General features: G+C 64.0%; 15 protein-coding genes. 6 read left to right on the top strand and 9 right to left on the bottom strand.

The features are described from left to right. Window positions 1–90: 90 nt before the first annotated feature. Genes AC5V87_RS38535 through AC5V87_RS38525 form a run of 3 tightly spaced genes read right to left on the bottom strand, consistent with a single transcriptional unit; the run spans window position 91 to window position 3,246 of the window. A complete protein-coding gene (locus AC5V87_RS38535) occupies window positions 91–966 on the bottom strand; it encodes a GNAT family N-acetyltransferase (protein ID WP_495369579.1) in 876 nt (291 codons plus the stop codon). A 41-nt stretch (window positions 967–1,007) separates the two neighbouring features. Then, window positions 1,008–1,988 carry an amino acid--[acyl-carrier-protein] ligase gene (locus AC5V87_RS38530; protein WP_495369578.1) on the bottom strand — a complete coding sequence of 327 codons (981 nt, stop codon included), beginning with the start codon at window positions 1,986–1,988 and terminating at the stop codon, window positions 1,008–1,010. Window positions 1,989–2,028: 40 nt separating this feature from the next. After that, window positions 2,029–3,246, bottom strand: a complete 1,218-nt coding sequence (locus AC5V87_RS38525) for an acyl-CoA dehydrogenase family protein (RefSeq protein WP_456841506.1) — start codon at window positions 3,244–3,246, stop codon at window positions 2,029–2,031. Between the two features lie 357 nt (window positions 3,247–3,603). Between AC5V87_RS38525 and AC5V87_RS38520 the strand changes: the two genes are divergently transcribed. The 3 genes from AC5V87_RS38520 to mtnA all read left to right on the top strand — a co-directional run bounded on the left by AC5V87_RS38520 (window position 3,604) and on the right by mtnA (window position 6,186). After that, the gene (locus tag AC5V87_RS38520) at window positions 3,604–3,876 is read left to right on the top strand and encodes a phosphopantetheine-binding protein (RefSeq protein WP_495369577.1); all 273 of its coding nucleotides are present in this window, start codon (window positions 3,604–3,606) and stop codon (window positions 3,874–3,876) included. Between the two features lie 297 nt (window positions 3,877–4,173). Further along, window positions 4,174–5,049, top strand: coding sequence for an S-methyl-5'-thioadenosine phosphorylase (locus AC5V87_RS38515; RefSeq protein ID WP_495369576.1), 876 nt, complete (start codon window positions 4,174–4,176; stop codon window positions 5,047–5,049). Window positions 5,050–5,079: 30 nt separating this feature from the next. Further along, the gene (gene mtnA, locus AC5V87_RS38510; protein WP_456841503.1) at window positions 5,080–6,186 is read left to right on the top strand and encodes an S-methyl-5-thioribose-1-phosphate isomerase; all 1,107 of its coding nucleotides are present in this window, start codon (window positions 5,080–5,082) and stop codon (window positions 6,184–6,186) included. Window positions 6,187–6,239: 53 nt separating this feature from the next. On the opposite strand, the gene AC5V87_RS38505 is transcribed toward mtnA, so the two are convergent. Further along, window positions 6,240–6,875 carry an HAD-IA family hydrolase gene (locus AC5V87_RS38505; RefSeq protein ID WP_495369575.1) on the bottom strand — a complete coding sequence of 212 codons (636 nt, stop codon included), beginning with the start codon at window positions 6,873–6,875 and terminating at the stop codon, window positions 6,240–6,242. A gap of 107 nt (window positions 6,876–6,982) precedes the next feature. Here AC5V87_RS38505 and AC5V87_RS38500 point away from each other — a divergent pair, with 107 nt between their 5' ends. Both AC5V87_RS38500 and AC5V87_RS38495 read left to right on the top strand, forming a co-directional pair. Beyond that, complete coding sequence (locus tag AC5V87_RS38500) at window positions 6,983–7,738, top strand: S1 family peptidase (protein WP_495369574.1); 756 nt, start codon at window positions 6,983–6,985, stop codon at window positions 7,736–7,738. A gap of 120 nt (window positions 7,739–7,858) precedes the next feature. Next, on the top strand, window positions 7,859–9,361 hold the full coding sequence (locus AC5V87_RS38495; protein ID WP_495369573.1) for a flavin-containing monooxygenase: 1,503 nt from the start codon (window positions 7,859–7,861) through the stop codon (window positions 9,359–9,361). 443 nt (window positions 9,362–9,804) lie between these two features. Here AC5V87_RS38495 and AC5V87_RS38490 read toward each other — a convergent pair whose 3' ends face one another. The 4 genes from AC5V87_RS38490 to AC5V87_RS38475 form a co-directional block, all read right to left on the bottom strand. Beyond that, window positions 9,805–10,626, bottom strand: a complete 822-nt coding sequence (locus AC5V87_RS38490; protein WP_456841499.1) for an MlaD family protein — start codon at window positions 10,624–10,626, stop codon at window positions 9,805–9,807. Window positions 10,627–10,714: 88 nt separating this feature from the next. Further along, window positions 10,715–12,931: an acetate--CoA ligase family protein gene (locus tag AC5V87_RS38485; protein ID WP_495369572.1), complete on the bottom strand. Its 2,217-nt coding sequence runs from the start codon at window positions 12,929–12,931 to the stop codon at window positions 10,715–10,717. Window positions 12,932–13,074: 143 nt separating this feature from the next. Then, window positions 13,075–13,644, bottom strand: coding sequence for a class GN sortase (locus tag AC5V87_RS38480; RefSeq protein WP_495369571.1), 570 nt, complete (start codon window positions 13,642–13,644; stop codon window positions 13,075–13,077). Window positions 13,645–13,738: 94 nt separating this feature from the next. Then, window positions 13,739–16,000, bottom strand: coding sequence for a marine proteobacterial sortase target protein (locus tag AC5V87_RS38475; protein ID WP_495369570.1), 2,262 nt, complete (start codon window positions 15,998–16,000; stop codon window positions 13,739–13,741). Window positions 16,001–16,185: 185 nt separating this feature from the next. On the opposite strand from AC5V87_RS38475, the gene AC5V87_RS38470 reads away from it, so the two are divergent. Then, on the top strand, window positions 16,186–16,956 hold the full coding sequence (locus AC5V87_RS38470; protein ID WP_495369569.1) for a helix-turn-helix transcriptional regulator: 771 nt from the start codon (window positions 16,186–16,188) through the stop codon (window positions 16,954–16,956). 153 nt (window positions 16,957–17,109) lie between these two features. Here the strand turns inward: AC5V87_RS38470 and AC5V87_RS38465 are convergent, their stop codons facing one another. Then, the gene (locus tag AC5V87_RS38465; RefSeq protein ID WP_495369568.1) at window positions 17,110–18,333 is read right to left on the bottom strand and encodes an ABC transporter substrate-binding protein; all 1,224 of its coding nucleotides are present in this window, start codon (window positions 18,331–18,333) and stop codon (window positions 17,110–17,112) included. Window positions 18,334–18,348: the final 15 nt, after the last annotated feature.

Here is an 18,348-nt window from a genome sequence, read left to right as displayed (position 1 = left end):
CTGGCGATAGGAAAAGGCGTGTGCCGGCAGGCGAATCTGGAGGAGCCCGCGAGCCAGAGCTGGCCCGAGAGTGCGCAGTCGGCGCGTCCACTACGGCCCGTACAGAACGAGCTCGGTACCGGTCAGGTCGCCGAGCTGCGGGCGATGCGGGCCCTTGAAATATTTGCGGCCACGCCGCTCCGTATAAATGCCGGCAAGGCCGGGGATTGGGCCGTTGGCATCGATCGCGACCGAGATCTTGCCGAGCCGCAGCAAGAGCCGGCCGATGCGGCCGGCGCAGGCGGCGTATTCGGCGGCGCTGCGGCAATAGATCAGCTTCATCGCGGGCGGCGCGATGAAGCCACGGCGGATGCGCACCGGTTGCAGGATGAACGGGAACGTTCCGTCAGGCGTGCGGACGGCCAGGCTGAGGCAATTGTAGCGCGCATGCCGCGTCAACAGCTCGGTCTCCTCGGCGGAAAGTCCCTCGATGGTCTTGGCGTGCTGCGGAATGACCTCGATCTCGCTCCAGCGCGGGGCGCGCGAGAGCGCCGGCACGGAGAAGAAGATGCCGCGGCAATAGGCGCGAAAGCCCTGGGTCTCGATGATCGGCCAGGTCCACGGCGCCGGGCTGATATTGAGATAGGTGACTTCCTTGTGCCGCTGCGCGATCTTGGTCAGCAGCGGCGCATAGTTGCGGTAGGCCGGATCGACATACCAGCTCGACAAATTGCACTGGATGGCGGTCTCCTCGCCGACCTTCCGCGCCGTGTAGATCAGCAGCAGCACGCCGACCGGCGTGCCGTCATTGTCGAGCATATAGCCGAAGCGGGGGTAGCCCTCTGGCACGGGCCGGAAGGCCTGTCGGCGCAGGCCCTGGATCCAATAGTTGTACGAGCGGCCGACGAAGCCGCGCGTCAACAGGTCCGCGACCGCCTCGACGTCGGCTTCGGTGATCTCGCGGCATCGGACCTTGGTGTGGATCACGCTCGTCTTGCCCGTGGAAATGGGAGGCCTCGTGAGTTTGGTTAGCGCCAGCCTTCGCCATGGGCTTCAGCCGCGATCTGCGGCTGCATGCCCATGATCTCCCGCACCGTGGCGGGCCACGCGGAAAGGTCGGTGCCATGGGTGTGGAACATGGCGACGGCCAGGCGATCCATGCCGAAGGCGACGCAGCCGGTGTGCGCAGGCTCGCCATTGGCGTCCTGGATGCCCCAGGTCGTGCCGAAATGTTCGCGGTGATAATTGAAGCTCATGCATGCGGTCGGCTGCTCTTCCGAGCGGAGCGGGATCAAGAGCTCGAACTTGAGCTGCTGCTGTTTCTGGCTCACCGCCTTCATCTGGCCGACGCGGCCGAAAAACGGGTCGCTGGCATAGTCGACGCGGAAGGTCAGGCCGAGGTCGGTCGCGATTTTCTGCGCGCGCACCATCCAGCGCTCGCGGAAATCGGCGACGTCATCGGGCGTGCCGATGCAGACATATTCGCGCATCCGGAACGATTGCAACCGGTCGAGGTGCTTTGACGGCTCGCGGCGGAAGCAGTCGGCGGCGACGTCGAAGCGCAGGCCCCCTTTCGGCAAAGGTCCGCGGCTCGCCGCGATCGGATAGACCGGATAACAGGCGGCAGGCGAGAGCACGAGGTCGGCCGGCGAGAGCGAGGTGGTCCAGTCGCCGCCAGCATCGAAGCGGCTCACCGCGGCGTTGATCTCGCGTTCGGTGCCGTGCAGGCCGCAGACGCAGCCGAGCAGGTTCGGAAAGCTCTTGAGATAGCCGGACTTCTCCAACTGGGCCCGGCTCATCACCGGCGGAAAGCGCAGCGCTTCGGTGCCGGCCTCGCGATGCCGAGTGATCAGCGCGGCGAGCTTCTCGACGACGCCCTCATAGAGCGCGGTGCGGGCATAGACGCCGTCCGAGCCCATGCGGTGGAACAGCTTGTCGGCGAGATGATCGAGCGGATCGGTGATCTCGGGCGCGGTCTCGGGCGAGTTGGGAAGGACGGCAATGTTCATGGGATGATGTCCTGCTATCTTAAAATTGTTCTTGTTGTTTTCAGTCATGAAGACTTGTGGGCACGCCGCTCATGAGCGTCGATGTCGCGGCGTTGGCCAGAATGCGGTCGTTGTTGATCATGATCGGCGATGACAGCACGTCGCGGAGGTGACGGCCCATGGTGAACTCGCCGTCATTGCGATAGCCGGAGAGGCCGGCGGTGCGCATCGCATGCATCACGGTCTCGACCGCGAGCTCGGAGGCCTGCACTTTGAGCAGCGTGATCGAGGACTGGAAGTCGAGCGATCCGAGCGCACGCTCGTCGTGCTCGGCGCGAGCAAAGGCATCGATATTGGCCGCGATCAGCGCGCGCAGCTTTGCCAGAGACATCTTTGCAGCGGTGAAATGGGCGGCGGCGGGCGGCATCTGACCGCCGGACGAGCGCGCCGCCTTGCGGATGAAGGCCTGCGCGCGCGTGACGGCGGCGGCGGCAATGCCGGCCCAGGCCGACGACCAGCACAGATGCGCGAACGGCGTCATGGTCTGGGCGTGGATCTTGTCGTAGGCCTCGGGGAAGACGCGGTCGGCGGGGCAATCGACCTTCAGTTCGAAGCCCATCGAGCAGGTGCCGCGCATGCCGAGCGTTTCCCAGCCCTGCGTCTGCTTCAGCGAATAGTCGTCCTTGGCGAGCGCCAGCAGCACCTGATCGGAAGCCGCGGCGTTGGTGGCGCGGCGGGCGATGGTGACGAGACCATCGGCCTCGGCGCCGTAGGAGATCACGGTGGCGTCGCGCACCAGCGAGATGGTGTCGCCGGCGTGATCGACCGCCGCCGCGCTGGCGCGGATGTTGCCACCGTTCTGGCCTTCGGTCGTGGAGGAAGCGAGCAGCCACTGGTCGCGCGCAACCCGGCGCATCATGGTTTCCATCCAGGGAATGCCGTGGCCATGCCTGGTGACGCAGGCGACTTTCGTCGTGTGCATCGCGTAGATCATCGCGGTCGAGGCACAGGCGCGTCCGAGCGTGTAGCAGATGTCGGTGACGTCGTGGATCGAGGCGCCGAAGCCGCCGAACTCGACCGGGATCATGGCGCCGAGCAGCTTCTGCTCGCGCGCGACGTCGAATGCCTTGTGAGGGAACCGGGCGTCGCGATCGACCTCGTCTGCGTCGGCCGCCGCCGCTGCGGCGGTCCGGGCGGCGCGCTCGATCAGGGAAGGACCCTGTTCGAGAAAACCCGTTCGTGTATCGTCGACAGTGAGGACCGCTTCACGCACGTTCATACTCGTCCGCCTCCGGTTTGCCGTTCAGGATCGCCGGCATCATTCGCGACGCCGTGTAGAGCAATCCCCCGACCATCTTTGCTTGTGGGACGAGGCTACGGATTTAATTCAAATTCGTCGATGAAATAGAGGGTAAACGAAGCCCAATTCCGAATGGACAGTTAAGGTCCGGTTGTTTGCATCGCCGGAAATTCGAAGGCCGCGTTAGGGTTCTGGAAAAAGGGCGAATTCCAGACAATCTGAGTCATCGTTTACTAAGAAACGCGAAGTAATGGTGACGCCCATTGCGGGATCGGCCGTCCCTGCCCATCGTAGCCGGCGAGCGATCCGACCTTGATGACAGATGGGAATTTACCGATGCAGTCCTTCGACACCGAATTGCGCAACCGCATCATCAAGCTGGTGAAGGGCATCCTCGAGCAGAATTCGCTCAGCGCCACTGTCACGCCCAAGGCCAAGCTCGTCGACGTCGGCCTGACCTCGATGGACATGGTCAACCTGATGCTGGGCGTCGAAGCCGAGTTCGACTTCACCATCCCGCAATCCGAGATCACGCCCGAGAATTTCCAGTCGGTTGAGACGCTGGAGCGGATGGTCGCGGCCCAGCTAAAGCTCGCGACGGCGGCGTAAGTCACAGACGCCACCACCTCCTTGGTGTCGTTCCTGCGAACGCAGGGACCATACCGCGAGATCTTTCGACGGCTGACGGTCGCAGTACGGAACCACTCGTCTTCGCGAATAACTGCGTGTGGTGATGGGTCCCCGCGCCCGTGCGCAATTGCGCACTAGGCAGGGACGATACTGAATATGAGGCGCTGCCTCGCCCTCACACAGGGCCGCTATCCGCCCCACCATCCCCGTTCCAAAACCGCCGCAAAACTGGCATAGCTTAACCATGTCGCATTTGGCGGACAGGGTGGAGCAGGCATGGCGCAGGCGGTATTGGGCATCATCGGCGGCTCCGGCATCTACGATCTGCCGGGCCTCGAAGGCGCGCACGAAGAGGTGATCAAGAGCCCCTGGGGCAAGCCGTCGGCTCCGCTCCGTCGCGGCTCCATCGCCGGCCTGCCGATCGTATTCCTGCCGCGGCATGACAAGGGCCACCGTCTCTCGCCCTCCGACATCAACTACCGCGCCAATATCGACGTGCTGAAGCGCGCCGGCGTCACCGACCTGATCTCGCTGTCGGCCTGCGGCTCGTTCAAGGAGGAACTGCCGCCGGGCACGTTCGTTCTCGTCGATCAATTCGTCGACCGCACCCATAAGCGCGAGAGTTCGTTCTTCGGCCGCGGCTGCGTCGCGCATGTGTCGATGGCGCATCCGGTCTCGCCGCGCCTGCGCATCCATCTTGCCGCGGCGGCTGAAGCCGAGGGCATCGCGATCGCGCGCGGCGGCACCTATGTCTGCATGGAGGGACCGCAATTCTCCACCTATGCGGAGAGCACGACCTACAAGACGCTGGGCTATTCCGTGATTGGCATGACCAACATGCCGGAAGCGAAACTCGCTCGCGAGGCGGAGATCTGTTACGCCACCGTCGCGATGGTGACGGATTTCGACTGCTGGCATCCCGATCACGATGCAGTCACCGTGCAGGACATCATTCGCGTGCTGAACTCGAACGCCGACAAGGCCAAGGCGCTGGTGGCACGGCTGGCAAAGGAGTTTCCCCGCGAGCACGAGCCGTGCCCGATCGGCTCGGACCGCGCGCTCGACACCGCGCTGATCACCGCGCCCGAGGCCCGCGATCCCGAGCTTCTGAAGAAGCTCGATGCGGTGGCCGGGCGCATCCTGCGCGGGTGAGACACAAGAAGAACGAAAAGGCAGAACGCCATGAAGGTCGACGGCAAGCATTTTCGCAGCATCTGGCGCGAGCGCGACGGCTGGTCGGTCGGCGCGATCGACCAGCGCCGGCTGCCGCACGAGTTCGTCATTGCGAAGCTGACCTCGTGCGAGGATGCGGCGATCGCTATCCGCGACATGCTGGTGCGCGGTGCGCCGCTGATCGGCGCCACCGCGGCCTATGGCATGGCGCTCGCGATGCGCGAGGATGCCTCCGATGCTGGCCTGAAGCGCGCCTATGAGACGCTGATCATGGCGCGGCCGACCGCGATCAATCTGAAATGGGCGCTGGATGAGATGCGCGCGACGCTAGCGCCGATCGATCCCGTTGAACGGGCGGAAGCCGCCTATGCGCGCGCCGACGAGATCGTCGAGCAGGACGTCGAGATCAACCGCGGCATCGCCGGCAATGGCCTTGCGCTGATCGAGGCGATCGCGGCAAAGAAGCCGGGCAAGGCGATCAATGTGCTGACCCACTGCAATGCCGGCTGGCTCGCCACCGTCGACTGGGGCACCGCGACCGCGCCGATCTATCTTGCACATGAGCGGGGCATCAAGATCCATGTCTGGGTCGACGAAACCCGCCCGCGCAACCAGGGCGCCTCGCTGACCGCGTGGGAACTCGGCCATCATGGCGTGGCGCACACGGTCATCCCGGACAACACCGGCGGGCACCTGATGCAGCACGGCATGGTCGACCTCGCGATCGTCGGTACCGACCGCGTCGCCGCCAACGGCGATGTCTGCAACAAGATCGGCACCTATCTGAAGGCGCTCGCCGCGCACGACAATGGCGTGCCGTTCTATGTCGCGCTGCCATCGCCGACGATCGACTTTGCCGTTGATGACGGCATCCGCGACATCCCGATCGAGCAGCGCAGCGGCACGGAGGTTACCGACATGACCGGCCGCACCGTAGATGGAAGGCTGGAGACGGTCCGCATCGTGCCCGAGGGCTCGCCGGTCGCGAATTATGCCTTCGACGTCACGCCCGCGCGCCTCGTCACCGGCCTGATCACCGAGCGCGGCGTGCTGAAGCCGGATCGTGACTCGCTGGCGGCGGCGTTTCCGGAACGGATCTCTGCTGCGGCGAAGTAGTCTTGGTTGGACGAGATCTCGCCACGGCTGCGGCAATGACCGAGAATGACGCGCTAGCTCAGCTCCAGTCCCGTCGCCTTCTCGAGCTCCGCGATCGCCTGCGCGCCGCTCGTCACCTTGATCGTAGTCATGCCCATCTGACGCGCCGGCTTCAGGTTGACGCCGAGATCGTCGAGATAGACGCAATGCTTCGGATCCACCTTCAGGGTCTCGACCATCATCTGGTAGATGCGTGGGTCGGGCTTGCGTAATCCGATTTTGGCGGACTCGATGACGTGATCGAACAACGCCATGACCTCCGCAACGTAGAGCGTGCGCCCGGTCATGCTGCCGATCGCGTTGGCGGGCAGATTGTTGGTGATGCAGCCCGTCTTGAACTGCGTCTTGATGCGCTTCAACGCCTCCACCATGTCGGGACGCAGATCGCCCTGGAGCAGCGGCAGCACGTCGCGGCCGCGCACCTCGGCGCCGAGTGCGCGTGACTCCTCCGCGAACAAGGCATCGAAGGTGTCGATATCGACCTCGGCCCGCTCGAACTTGGCCCAGGCGTTCTCCAGATGATTGGCAGCGTTGGTGCGGCGGATGATGTCGGCAGGCAAGCCGCGCTCCGTCTCGAACCGCGTGAACGCCTCGAACGGCGAACTGGTCAAGACGCCGCCAAAATCAAAGATCACAGCCTGGACCGCCACTGTCCTGCCCTCGTCAATTCCTTTCCAAGAGCGCTAGCATGCGCTATCGGCAAGGACCAGTCCGAAGCATCCGCGCCCGCATCGATGCCGCTCCAATACGTGTTCCCATGATGAAGCTCGCAACCCCAATCATTGCCGCTCTGCTCGCCACACCCGCTTACGCCATCGTCGGCGGCGGCACGCCGCAGGCTGATGGCGTTGCGCGCGCGGTCGTCACCATCGTGGGCTCGCGCGGCAATTTCTGCACCGGCAGCCTGATCGCGCCGAAAATCGTGCTGACGGTTGCCCATTGCGTACAACCCGGCGCCGACTACAAGATCGTCGATCGCGGCACCGACGGTCAGCCGCAATTGCTGAACGTGCGCTCCGTCGCGATCCATCCGAATTTCAACATGCAGGCGATGCAGGCCCATCGTGCCACCGCCGACGTGGCGCTGCTGCAGCTCGATATTCCATTCAAGGGAAAATCGACGGTCGTGGTCGGCGCTCCGACTATTCCGATCCAGGTCGGCGGCCGCTTCGTCGTCGCCGGCATCGGCGTCACCGTGCGCGGTGATGGCAAGAGCGGCGGCACCACGCGCGTTGCCGGTCTCGTCGCGACGGGGCAGCCCGGCACGCTCCAGATCCGGCTGGTCGATCCCGTAACCAACGGTGTTCGCGACGGAATCGGCGCCTGCACTGGTGATTCCGGCGGGCCCGTGTTCGAGGACAAGCCGAGTGGTCCCGTGCTTGTGGGTCTCATCAGCTGGTCCACGGGACCGAATGGCGCCGCCGGCTGCGGCGGCTTGACCGGCGTCACGCCGCTCACGCTCTATCGCGACTGGATATTGCAGACCGCGCGGAGCTGGGGCGCGGCGTTGTAGCTTGATCGCGACTTGATCTATGTCATTTTGCGAGGGAAGCGCGATGGGCGACCATGCCCGTCGCGGAGGAAACGCGCCGCCAATAAGGCGGCCTGAAAAAGACAAGGCATAGAAGCAACAATGAATGTCGCTGTTCGCAGTCACGCCACCGCCAAACAGGCTTCTGAACATTTCGACGTGCTCATCGTCGGTGCCGGCATCTCCGGCATCGGCAGCGCCTATCACATCACCAAGCAGCTGCCGGGCACGAGCTACGTCATCTTGGAAACCCAGGCGACGTTCGGCGGCACCTGGTCGACGCATCGCTATCCCGGCATTCGCTCCGACAGCGATCTCCATACCTTCGGCTACAGCTTCAAGCCCTGGGTCGGGCCGCCGATCGCGACCGCGGAAGAAATCCTCACCTACATGAAAGAGGTGATCGACGACAACGATATCGCCCGGCATATCCGCTACAAGCACAAGATCAACTCGGCGAGTTGGTTGAGCGAACAAAACCTCTGGACCATCGAGGCGGTGACGACGGACACCGGCGAGGCGAAGACTTTCACGGCAAACTTCCTCTGGATGTGCCAGGGCTATTATCGCCATTCGGAAGGCTACACGCCGGAATGGAAGGGCATGGATCGCTTCAAGGGCCGCATCGTCCATCCGCAGACCTGGCCTGACGATATCGATCTCGCGAACAAGAAAGTGATCGTGATCGGCTCGGGTGCGACCGCGGCGACACTGGTGCCGAACATCGCAGACACATGCGCGCATGTCACCATGCTGCAGCGCTCGCCGACCTATTTCCGGCTGGGCCGCAACGCCATCGAGATCGCCGAGGAGCTGCGCCGGCTTCAGGTCGACGAAACCTGGATTCATGAGATCGTCCGGCGCAAAATATTGTTCGAACAGGATGCGTTCACGAAGCTCTGCATCGCCAAGCCCGAGCAGGTGAAGAAGGAGCTGATCGGCCAGATCAGCGCAGTGCTCGGCCCCGACTACGACGTCGAGACGCATTTCACGCCGAGCTATCGGCCGTGGCGCCAGCGCATCGCCTTCGTGCCGGATGCCGATCTGTTCAAGGGCATCGCCAGCGGCAAGGCGTCCGTCGTCACGGACGAGATCGAGTGCTTCGTCGAGAACGGTATCCAGCTCAAGTCTGGCAGGCTGCTCGAGGCCGATATCATCATCACGGCGACCGGCTTCAATCTTTCGGCGCTCGGCGACATCGCCTTCGAGGTCGACGGCAAGCCGCTCGCATTCGGCGAGACCGTGACCTATCGTGGCATGATGTTCACGGGCGTGCCGAACATGGCCTGGGTGTTCGGCTATTTCCGCGCCAGCTGGACGCTGCGCGTCGATCTCGTCGCCGATTTCGTCTGCCGGCTACTCGGCCACATGAAGGCGAAGGGTGCGAAGAAGGTCGAGGTGAGGTTGCGCCCCGAAGACCACAACATGCCGATCCTGCCCTGGATCGATCCGGAAAACTTCAACCCCGGCTACATCATGCGCAACATGAACCTGCTGCCGAAGCGCGGCGACAAGCCCGAATGGCAGCACAGCCAGGATTACTGGACCGAGAAGGATGAGATTCCGAAGACGAATCTGGACGACAAGGCATTTGTGTACGGGTGAGGTGCGCTGGCGAGCGCCACACACCGTCGACGTTCATGTGAACGGCGGTCAACTCTGGAACAGGATGGCACACGCTGCACATGGGCGGATTGATCATTCTGCGCGGCAAAGCGTGGTGTAGTTGCAGCATGGTCCGCTGAATGAACTCCGGTTGTGGCGCCGTCCGGCGATTCCGCCGCTTCCGTAGTTCCACGTAGGGACCCGGTCGCCTAATTTGCCGGCGGCGCCGCCGGGAGCGCCGTTGAGGGCGCTGGGGGTGGGTGGGCTGCCATCGATCGGGCGGGATTGCACGCGCCGGACTGCAACTGCAGTTCGCGCGGCATTCTGGGTCGTTCTGGCCTTCAGCGCGGCGGCGGCGGCGAGTCCCGCCGGCGCGCAGCAATTCTTCAACGGATCGCAGACCACGCTGAATGGCGCCGTCCTCCAGGGGAGGGTAAGGGGAATCACCGCTTCTGCTGCTCGGGCCGGCGCGGGGGGCGCGGCGCGATGGGGGTGCCGGCCATCTTGTTGGCGGCCTCGCTGATGTCGAGCAGCGAGCGGCGGACGTCCTCGATGTAGCTCGCCGACTTCTTCCGCATGGTGTCCGCGAGCTCACGCAATCCCTGCACCTTCTCGAACAGCTCGTCGGCCTTGCCGTCGGCGAAGCCGGGCACCACGCTCTCAATCTTGGTGACGGCTTTATCGAATCCCGCAAAGGCGCTGTCGACCTTGGCCATCACGGCATCGATCTCGCCGCCCTTGCTGCGGAGGTCGGCGGTGGTGCTCTCGAATGTGCGCAGGCCCTCCTTGATCGCGGGGGCGTTGCTCACGATGGTGCGGTCGACGCTGTGCAGGGTGTCGACGATAGATTCGGCATCGCTGAGATCGGCCGTCAGCACGGGAATGCCGTCCGAGTCCAGCGGCACCGGCGGCGCGGAGGGCGCGCCTCCGATCAGCGAGATCGCGGCAACGCCGGTGAGGCCCTGGAACTCGATGCCCGCGACGGTGTCCTTGCGGATCGGCGCCGTGTTGTCGAGCGTCACCAGCGCCACGATCCGGCGCGGACTGTCCAGCTTGATCGACAGGATCTGGCCCGCGGGCACGCCGTCGAAATTCACCGGCCCGCCGCGGCGCAGGCCGCTGGCAGAACCGCCCTCGAACACCACGCGCAGCTGGCTGCGGCTCTGGATCGTGCGCCATTTCTGCACGCCCAGCAGGCCGCCGAACGCCACGGCGATCACCGCCAGCGTCGCGGTTCCGACGACCAGATTGCTCGCGCGTGCCATGCGGGAGATTTTACGGCCAAAACGAGGAGGTTGGAAGAAGGCCGCAATGATACGCGGGACGGGTTAACGACTAATCCGCCCAATGGCATCAGTGTCCGGCCGCGCGTTTCGCCACGGCATTGTTCAGCACAATCAGGGCATCTACCGCCACGCCCGTCTTCGCATTGATCAGGAACGGATTGATGTCGATCGAGGCGATCCGGTCGCCGGCATCCGTGATCAGGTTGGACAGTCCGACCAGCGCCTTCACCGCGGAAGCCTCCTGCAGGGCCGGCCTGCCGCGATAGCCGCGCATCTTGATGCCGGCCTTGGTGCGGCCGATCAGCAGCCGCGCCTCGGCCTCGTCCAGCGGCGCGCCGGCAAGCGCGACGTCCTTCATCAGCTCGATGTCGATGCCGCCCGTGCCGAACAGCACCACAGGTCCCATCTCGGCATCGAGCGAGGCGCCGACCACGAGCTCCAGGTCTGCCTTAACCTGCTGCGCGATCAAAATGCCGTCGAGCTTCGGCTTGCCCTTCAGCTTCGCCACCCGCGCAGTAATGTCGGCGAAAGCCTTCTTGACCTCGGCTGCACTGTTGAGGTTCAACACCACGCCGCCGATGTCGGATTTGTGCAGGATCTCGGCGCTGACGACCTTCGCCACGACCGGAAAACCGATTTGCTTCGCGATCTTCGCAGCCTCCGCCGCGGTCTGCGCGATGGCTTCCTTGGAGATCGGGATGCCATAGGCCTTCAGCAGCTTCTTCGAGGCGACCTCGTCGAGTGCGGCGCCGTTCGTCGCTTTCAACGCCTTCTCCAGCATCGCGCGTGCGGCAGGCTTGGAGCTGGAGACGATGTCGGGCACCTCCTTGCGCAGCTTCGAATAAGCGAGCAACGACTTGATCGCGGTCACCGCGCGGTCCATGCCCTGCATCACCGCGAGATGCGGCAGCGATTTGCTCAAGCCCTTGGTGAACTCGGTGAAGCCGATCGACATCGCGCTGATGTAGATTACGGGCTTCGAAGCCCGGCTCGCCATCTCGTTGACGATGCGCAAATTGCGCTCGCGCTGCTCGTGTGGCGCCTTGGGCAGCTCGGCATCGATGATGACGATGTCGATATCGGGATCATCGATCATCAGCTTGATCGACTTCATGTAGACGGAGGGATCGACCACCGCGGCAAAGCCGGCGTCGAGCGGGTTGCCGACGATCGATCCCGGCCCGAGCATTCTTGCCAGCTCCGCACTGACATGTGGACTGAGCGGAGCAAAGTTCAGGCCCTCGGCATAGAAGGCGTCGATCAGCATGCCGCGCTTGCCGCCGGATAGCGTGACCGCAGCGAGCCGGTCGCCCTTGGGCACGACTGAGTGGACGAAGCATTCGGTGGTCTCGATCAGCTCGTCGAGCCCGCCAACCCGGATCACGCCTTCGCGCGTCGCAATGGCATCGAAGGTCTCGATCGAGCCGGCAAGCGCGCCGGTATGCGCCATCGCCGCGGCGCGGCCGCCCTCTGACGAACCGAGCTTGAGCGCGATCACCGGCTTGCTGGCGGCACGCGCCGCCTTGCAGGCATCGCGAAACGCCTTGGTGTTGCGCACGCCTTCGAGGTAGACGACGATCACCCTGATGCTCGGATCCTCGGCGAAATAGCGCATCAGATCCGGCGTCTCGAGCCCGGTCTCGTTGCCTGTCGTCACCATGTAGCCGACACCGACGCCGCGATCTTCCAGCGCCTGCCGGATCGCCATGACGATCGCCCCGGACTGTCCGGCGATCGCCACCGCGCCCTGTTCCATGGTGACGATGCGGTCGTCGATATTGGTGAACAGCTTTTCGCCGGCGCTCAGATTACCAAGGCAGTTCGGGCCTGTGACCGCCAGGCCGGTCTCGCGCACGGCCGCCTGCAGTTCAGAAGCGAGCTTCTGGCTCTCCGCATCCTGCAATTCGCTGAATCCCGAGGTGACGATGGTGGCCGAGCGCGCGCCAGCCGCAGCCGCATCGCGGATCACCTGCACGGCAAAGCGCGCCGGCACCAGCACGAGCACGTGGTCGGGCTTTTCCGGGAGGCTCGCAAAGTCCTTGTAGCAGGGCACGCCCCAGATGGTCTCGCGCTTGGCATTGACCGGATAGAGCCCGCCCTCGAAGCCGTATTTGACCAGATTGTTCCAGATGCGTTCGGCGTAATTGCCCGGCTTGTCGGTGGCGCCCACCAGCACGATGTTGTGCGGGTGCAGCATGGCGTGGATGCCTTTGACGACATCGCTTGCATCGGGTGGCGGAGACCATGGGCGGGATGCGGACGCAGCAGACACATGGGCTTCCATGGCGTGACCTCACCTGTTGTTCTTATTTGGTGGCGCATCACTCTGTTCTACGGCCAGTCCTTCGCAGTGGCAACCATGTGGGTTTCATGCCGTGTGGTGGAATGAAGTTCGTATCAGTGCGTGTCGCCAGCCCGGTGGGCGATCTATCTGTCGGCTCCAATCAATGTTGCATGCAGGATGTAACGCTCGGGTCCGGAGGTGACTGCGTCGAGAGGCCAGCAGGTTGCGAGAATGAGCTCGAATCCTTGTGCCGTCGCGTCGATACCCGATTCATCGAAACGGACCACGGCCGAGGAATCTGCGCGATAGCGAAAATGTTGGCCGTCGCTGCGCCTGACATCGATGATGTCATCCATCGCAACATTGCGCAGGAAGCGAAAATGCGTGTCGCGATGCGCGGCATAGACCGCAATCCCGCGCTCGCCCGCGTCAGCCGTGTGCTGGATATGGCCGGGTCCGAAAGCGAGAGCCTGTCCGCTCGCGCCTTCCAACACGATGGCGCTGGCGCCGATCCGTTTGACCTCGATCCGCGCGACCGGCCAGGTGTCGGCCCACGACCAGGGCTTCACCGCCTGGCCCGCCGCAATGCTTCGTTCGAACGCCCGCTCCAGCAGCACCTGCGCGAGCCATGCCTTGGCGTGGATGTAGGCGCCGTCGCCGAACAGGATGAGGCCGATTAGCGCCAAGACCACAGGAGAGATGAGGCGGGGCATTGTTTTCATGCTCGTCAGAAAAAGGCGCGCGCGGCCGTTGGTTACGGGACGGGCGACCGCGCGCGCTAACAGAGGAGGTCGGGGGGCTCCTCTCTCAAACAGCGTCGGTGAGCAAGGGCCGACGCCGGTTGAACACGAACAGGATCAGGGCGAGCATGATCAGGATGAAGCCTGCGATTATCTTCAGCTCGGCCGAGGTTGCAGTCTTGGGCAGGCGGATCGCATCGGGCGCGGCGGGGGTCGGCCGCCTTGCCGAAGGCTGGTTGCGCGCATCTGCGTGGCGCTCGCGCAGCTGCGTCGGCGTCAGATGCGGACGCTCGCCGAAGATCTTCTCGAAATCCCAGCCGGCCGGCAGGTTGATCGGCAGCTCGCTCAGCTTGAGCGGCTCGCCTTCGGGACGGCTCGGCGTCTTGTCGACGGCAACGAGGCTGGTCAGGCGCGTGACGATCTGGTGCTCGAGCGCCAGCGCGAGGATCGCCTTGTCGGAGTCTTCGGGCGTCATCTCGCGCAGGGTGCGTGCGACTTCGGCATCGCCGATCTTGCGCCTCGCCCAGACCTTCGACAGGCCCTTGCCTTCGGCGGCGTTTTGCAGCGGCAGCGTCACCGACCACGGCCGGTCGCCGACACGGCCCTTGATCTCGAGCGAGCCCGCGAGCTTGTCGAGTCTTGCCGCCAGCACCAGCGGCTCGTCGCGATAGACGTCGGGAATGATCGCCGGCGTCACATCGGCCTTGGCGTCGGAGAATTTTGCGCTGAGGCCGGTCACGGCCGGATTCTCCAGCTTGGCGAACAGGCCGCGCATGCGCTCCTCGACCTGCTCCACCGAGCCGATATGGGTAAAGGCGCCACGGCCGAGCTCGGCGGCGCGCGTCATCAAATAGGTGTTGGGCGCGGACCCGATGCCGACCATGAACACGCGCGAGCGGCCGCGCATCGCCGCGATGGTTTCGAACAATTGCTGCTCGTTGCCGATCGCGCCGTCGGTCAGGAACACGACCTGGCGGACCATGTTGGTGTCGCCGAGCTTGTCGGCCAGCGCGGCGCGCATGGCCGGCACCATCTCGGTGCCGCCGCGCGCCTGCAATCCATTCACGAAGGCGAGTGCTTCGCCGAGATGCGCGGGATCGGCCGGCACAGAGGTTGAGAACAGCACGTCCATGGTGTCGTCGAAGCGGATCACGTTGAAGCGGTCATTGGGCTGGAGGCGGCCGAGCGCGTAGAGCAGGCTCGCCTTGGCTTGAACGATGGAGGTGCCGCCCATCGAGCCGGAATTGTCGATCACGAACACGACCTCGCGCGGCAGTGGTTTCTGCATTGCCTGCTCGGCGCTGGGCGGGGTGACGAAGGCGAGCAAATAGTCGGCGTCGCCGACACGTTCACGGAACAGGCCAACCGAGGGTGCCTTCTCCGCGGCCGGCTTCCAGGTCAGCTCGAAATCGCGGTCGGCAGGCACAGCACCATCAGCGAGCGTGACGACACGCGTCTTGGTATCCGGGCCCTCGACCTTGACGTGGTGGTGGTGGCTTTTGACCTCGCCGAGCGCGAAGCCGGCCTTCAGGCGCACCGTGATGCTGGTCGGATTGACCGGCGCATTGTTCGCAGGATTCAGCACGGGCGGGGAAATGTGCTCGCGGTCCGGCACCGGATCCGAGCTGGTCGCGCCCCAGCCCGAGCCGTCCTGTCGGAAGTCGACGCTCTGCACGATCGGCGCCGGATTGTAGCGCGGCGCGACCACCAGCGGCACGCGCAACGAATATTCGTTGCCGGATTGGTGCACCGGCTCCTGATATTCGATCTGCACCAGCACGGTTTCGCCGGGACCGATATTGGCGACCGAGTTGGTGAAGATGTTCGGCCGCTCCAGCTCGGTCAACGCAGCCTTCTGGCCGGCGCGGCGCGCCTGCTCGTAGATGATGCGAGCTTGCTGCCGTTCCTTGATGTCGCCGACGATGACGCGGTCGCCGACCGCCATCTTCAGCGTATCGACGGCGCCGCCGGTCGCGAGCGGATAGACATAGGTCGCCTCCACCCAATCCTTCGTCGGGTTGCGGAAGATTTGGGTGATGCGGGCGCGCAGCGTCGGACCTGATACCGTGATGTCGACATCGGTGCCGAGGCGGATCGCTTCGCTATAGGCGCCATCCTCCTTCAGCAGGAGCGTGCCAGATTTGGCGCCAGGTTGGAGCAAGCTGGCCTGCTGCGTCGTCGCCGACCATCCGGGCTCAAAGCTCACCAGCAGGGCCACGAAGGCCACCAGCATCACCGCGATGCCCTGCACGAGGAGAAACAATCCGAGCTTGATCAACCGGCCGAGCATGGGGTGATCGTCGCTGTCGGCGGTGTCGTAGGTGTCCATTTGGCCTGCTCCCGAAGCATGTTCGCTGGCCCAAAGCATCTGCCGGAGGCGCTGATGTCGCGAGCAGAATGATCGGCAATGTTCCGCCGCGGCCGGCCCGGCCCGGCCGCCGCCGGGGTCGCCATGTGCGGTTTTGTGCTGGTTTGTCCGCCCTGCTAGAATAGGTCTCCTGGAGCAGGGCCACGATGCAGACGCAGGACAAACTCAACGACAGGCAGCTTTCGGACGAGCAGAGCCGCGAGATCGCAGAGACCATTCGCGAGGAGCTGGCGAGACGCCGGATCTCCCGCCAGGCGCTGGCCGAGCAGGCCAAGCTCAGCCTGTCGACCCTGGAGAAGGTGCTCGGCGGTCGCCGGCCGTTTACGCTGGCGACGACCGTGCGGCTGGAGCAGGCCCTGGGCGTCTCCCTGCGCAAAAATGCCGTCGTGGTGGCGCCCGCGGCCGCAAACGATGTCGCGCCCGACAGCCTCGGCTCCTATGCGCATCGCGCGGTGACCTGGCTCGAGGACGTCTACATCACGCTGCGGCCGTCGTTCGGCGACCAGAACGCGATCTTTGCCTATCGCACCGAGATCGTCTGGGAGCCGAAGATCTCCTCCTTGGTTTTTCGCGAGGGTGAGCGGACCGATGCCGCCTATGAGCATACCGGCGAGGTCGCGGTGCCGCATCAGTCCGGCTTCATCTATCTCGTCATCATCAAGCACGGTCAGCACCGGGTGATCACGGTGTCGCGGCCGACGGTGAATGGCGAGATGTACGGCATCATCTCGACGCTCCGCGCCGGCCCCGGCTCGCAGCTCACGCCGGTCGCGGCCCCGATCGCCTACGTGCCGCTCCGGAACGTCCCGAAGCCGTCCCTGGGACGGGTCGGTCCCGACGATGGCAACCATGCATTGTACCGAAAGCATCTGCGGCGCGCGGTGGAAGAGCCGTTCGCAGTGTTTCTGTCGGTATGATTGGCAAGAAATAGGTCCGGCACCGGCTGCGCATCCGCCGCCGTGATGAGAGGTTAAAGCGCGGTGAGATTTGGAGAATAGTCATCGCGCTTCAGGTTGTTGTTCACGCATGATCTTTCTGGAAAAGCGCTTCGCACTTTTCCGGATCATGCTTTAGCCGCCCGTTTCGGCGCTGATGATGTCGCCGAACAGCTCCCATTGGCCCTTCTTGAACCGCCACATCTTGAGCTGCTCGATCGGCGCGAAGTCCGTGGAGGACGTGTTGATCTTGATGCCGGGGATCAGCGTGTCGGGCACGAAGTCCTTCAGGCTTGCGGCCTGCTTCATCACGTTCTCGCGGGTCAGATTGTCGCCCGACTGCTTCAGCACCTGCACCATGGTCTGGGCCGCAGCGTAAGCGTAGACCAGATTGGCGTCCGAGATGTTGGCGCCCGGCATGTACTTGTCGATGAAGCTCATGAACCTCTTCATGCCCTCGTCGTCCTTCCATTGCGGATCCGACGCATCCTTCAGATAGCCGGCCGACAGCACGCCTTCGGAGGCATCGAGGCCTGCCGGCTTCATCACCGCGCCGATCGAGACCGAGACGTCGGTCATCAGGTGCATCGGCTTCCACTCCAGCTCCGCGATCTTCTTGATGGCTTGAGCCGCGAATTTCGGGGTCGCGATGTTGACGAAGACATCGGCGCCGGTGCCCTTGAGCTTGACGATGTGGGCGTCGATCGACGGTTCCGAGGTCTCGTAGCTCTCTTCGGCCACGATCAGCTTCGACGCCTTGTCGCCGAAAATGTCCTTGATGCCGGCGAGGTAGTCTTTGCCGAAATCGTCATTGGCATAGAAGATCGCGACTTTCGCGTCCGGCTTCTCCTTCAGAATGTATTTTGCGAAGATCTGGGCCTCGACCCGGTAGCTGGGCTGGAAGCCCATGGTCCATGGAAAGTTCTTCGGGTCGTTCCACTTGCTGGCGCCGGTGGCAAGGAACAGCTGTGGCACTTTCTTGGCGTTGTGATATTTCTGCACGGCGGTCTGGGTCGGCGTGCCCAGCGCGTTGAACACGAGAAACACCTCGTCGCTCTCGATCAGCTTGCGGATCTGCTCCACCGTCTTCGGCGGCGAATAGCCGTCGTCATAGGAGATCCAGTTGATCTTGCGGCCGTTGATACCGCCCTGGTCGTTGACCATCTTGAAATAGGCTTCCTCGGTCTTGCCGATGATGCCGTAAGCGGAGGCGGGACCGGAATAGGCCTCGACATTGCCGATCTTGATCTCGGTGTCGGTGACGCCGGTGTCGTATTTCTTCTGCGCGTAAGCGCCGTGAGCCGAGAGCAATGTCAGGGCCGTTGCCGCGGCGAGCAGGGAGAGTTTCTTGTTCTTCATGGAAATTCCTTCGAC

It is taken from the genome of Bradyrhizobium sp. SOJA106 (assembly GCF_059448745.1).
This window is presented reverse-complemented; position numbering and strand designations above follow the sequence as displayed.

Coding starts and splice junctions, on each gene's coding strand:
- AC5V87_RS38520 (WP_495369577.1), top strand. CDS start 3,604: ATGCAGTCCTTCGACACCGAATTGCGCAACCGCATCATCAAGCTGGTG.
- AC5V87_RS38465 (WP_495369568.1), bottom strand. CDS start 18,333: ATGAAGAACAAGAAACTCTCCCTGCTCGCCGCGGCAACGGCCCTGACA.
- AC5V87_RS38525 (WP_456841506.1), bottom strand. CDS start 3,246: ATGAACGTGCGTGAAGCGGTCCTCACTGTCGACGATACACGAACGGGT.
- AC5V87_RS38500 (WP_495369574.1), top strand. CDS start 6,983: ATGATGAAGCTCGCAACCCCAATCATTGCCGCTCTGCTCGCCACACCC.
- AC5V87_RS38470 (WP_495369569.1), top strand. CDS start 16,186: ATGCAGACGCAGGACAAACTCAACGACAGGCAGCTTTCGGACGAGCAG.
- AC5V87_RS38495 (WP_495369573.1), top strand. CDS start 7,859: ATGAATGTCGCTGTTCGCAGTCACGCCACCGCCAAACAGGCTTCTGAA.
- mtnA (WP_456841503.1), top strand. CDS start 5,080: ATGAAGGTCGACGGCAAGCATTTTCGCAGCATCTGGCGCGAGCGCGAC.
- AC5V87_RS38515 (WP_495369576.1), top strand. CDS start 4,174: ATGGCGCAGGCGGTATTGGGCATCATCGGCGGCTCCGGCATCTACGAT.
- AC5V87_RS38480 (WP_495369571.1), bottom strand. CDS start 13,644: ATGCCCCGCCTCATCTCTCCTGTGGTCTTGGCGCTAATCGGCCTCATC.
- AC5V87_RS38490 (WP_456841499.1), bottom strand. CDS start 10,626: ATGGCACGCGCGAGCAATCTGGTCGTCGGAACCGCGACGCTGGCGGTG.
- AC5V87_RS38485 (WP_495369572.1), bottom strand. CDS start 12,931: ATGGAAGCCCATGTGTCTGCTGCGTCCGCATCCCGCCCATGGTCTCCG.
- AC5V87_RS38530 (WP_495369578.1), bottom strand. CDS start 1,988: ATGAACATTGCCGTCCTTCCCAACTCGCCCGAGACCGCGCCCGAGATC.
- AC5V87_RS38475 (WP_495369570.1), bottom strand. CDS start 16,000: ATGGACACCTACGACACCGCCGACAGCGACGATCACCCCATGCTCGGC.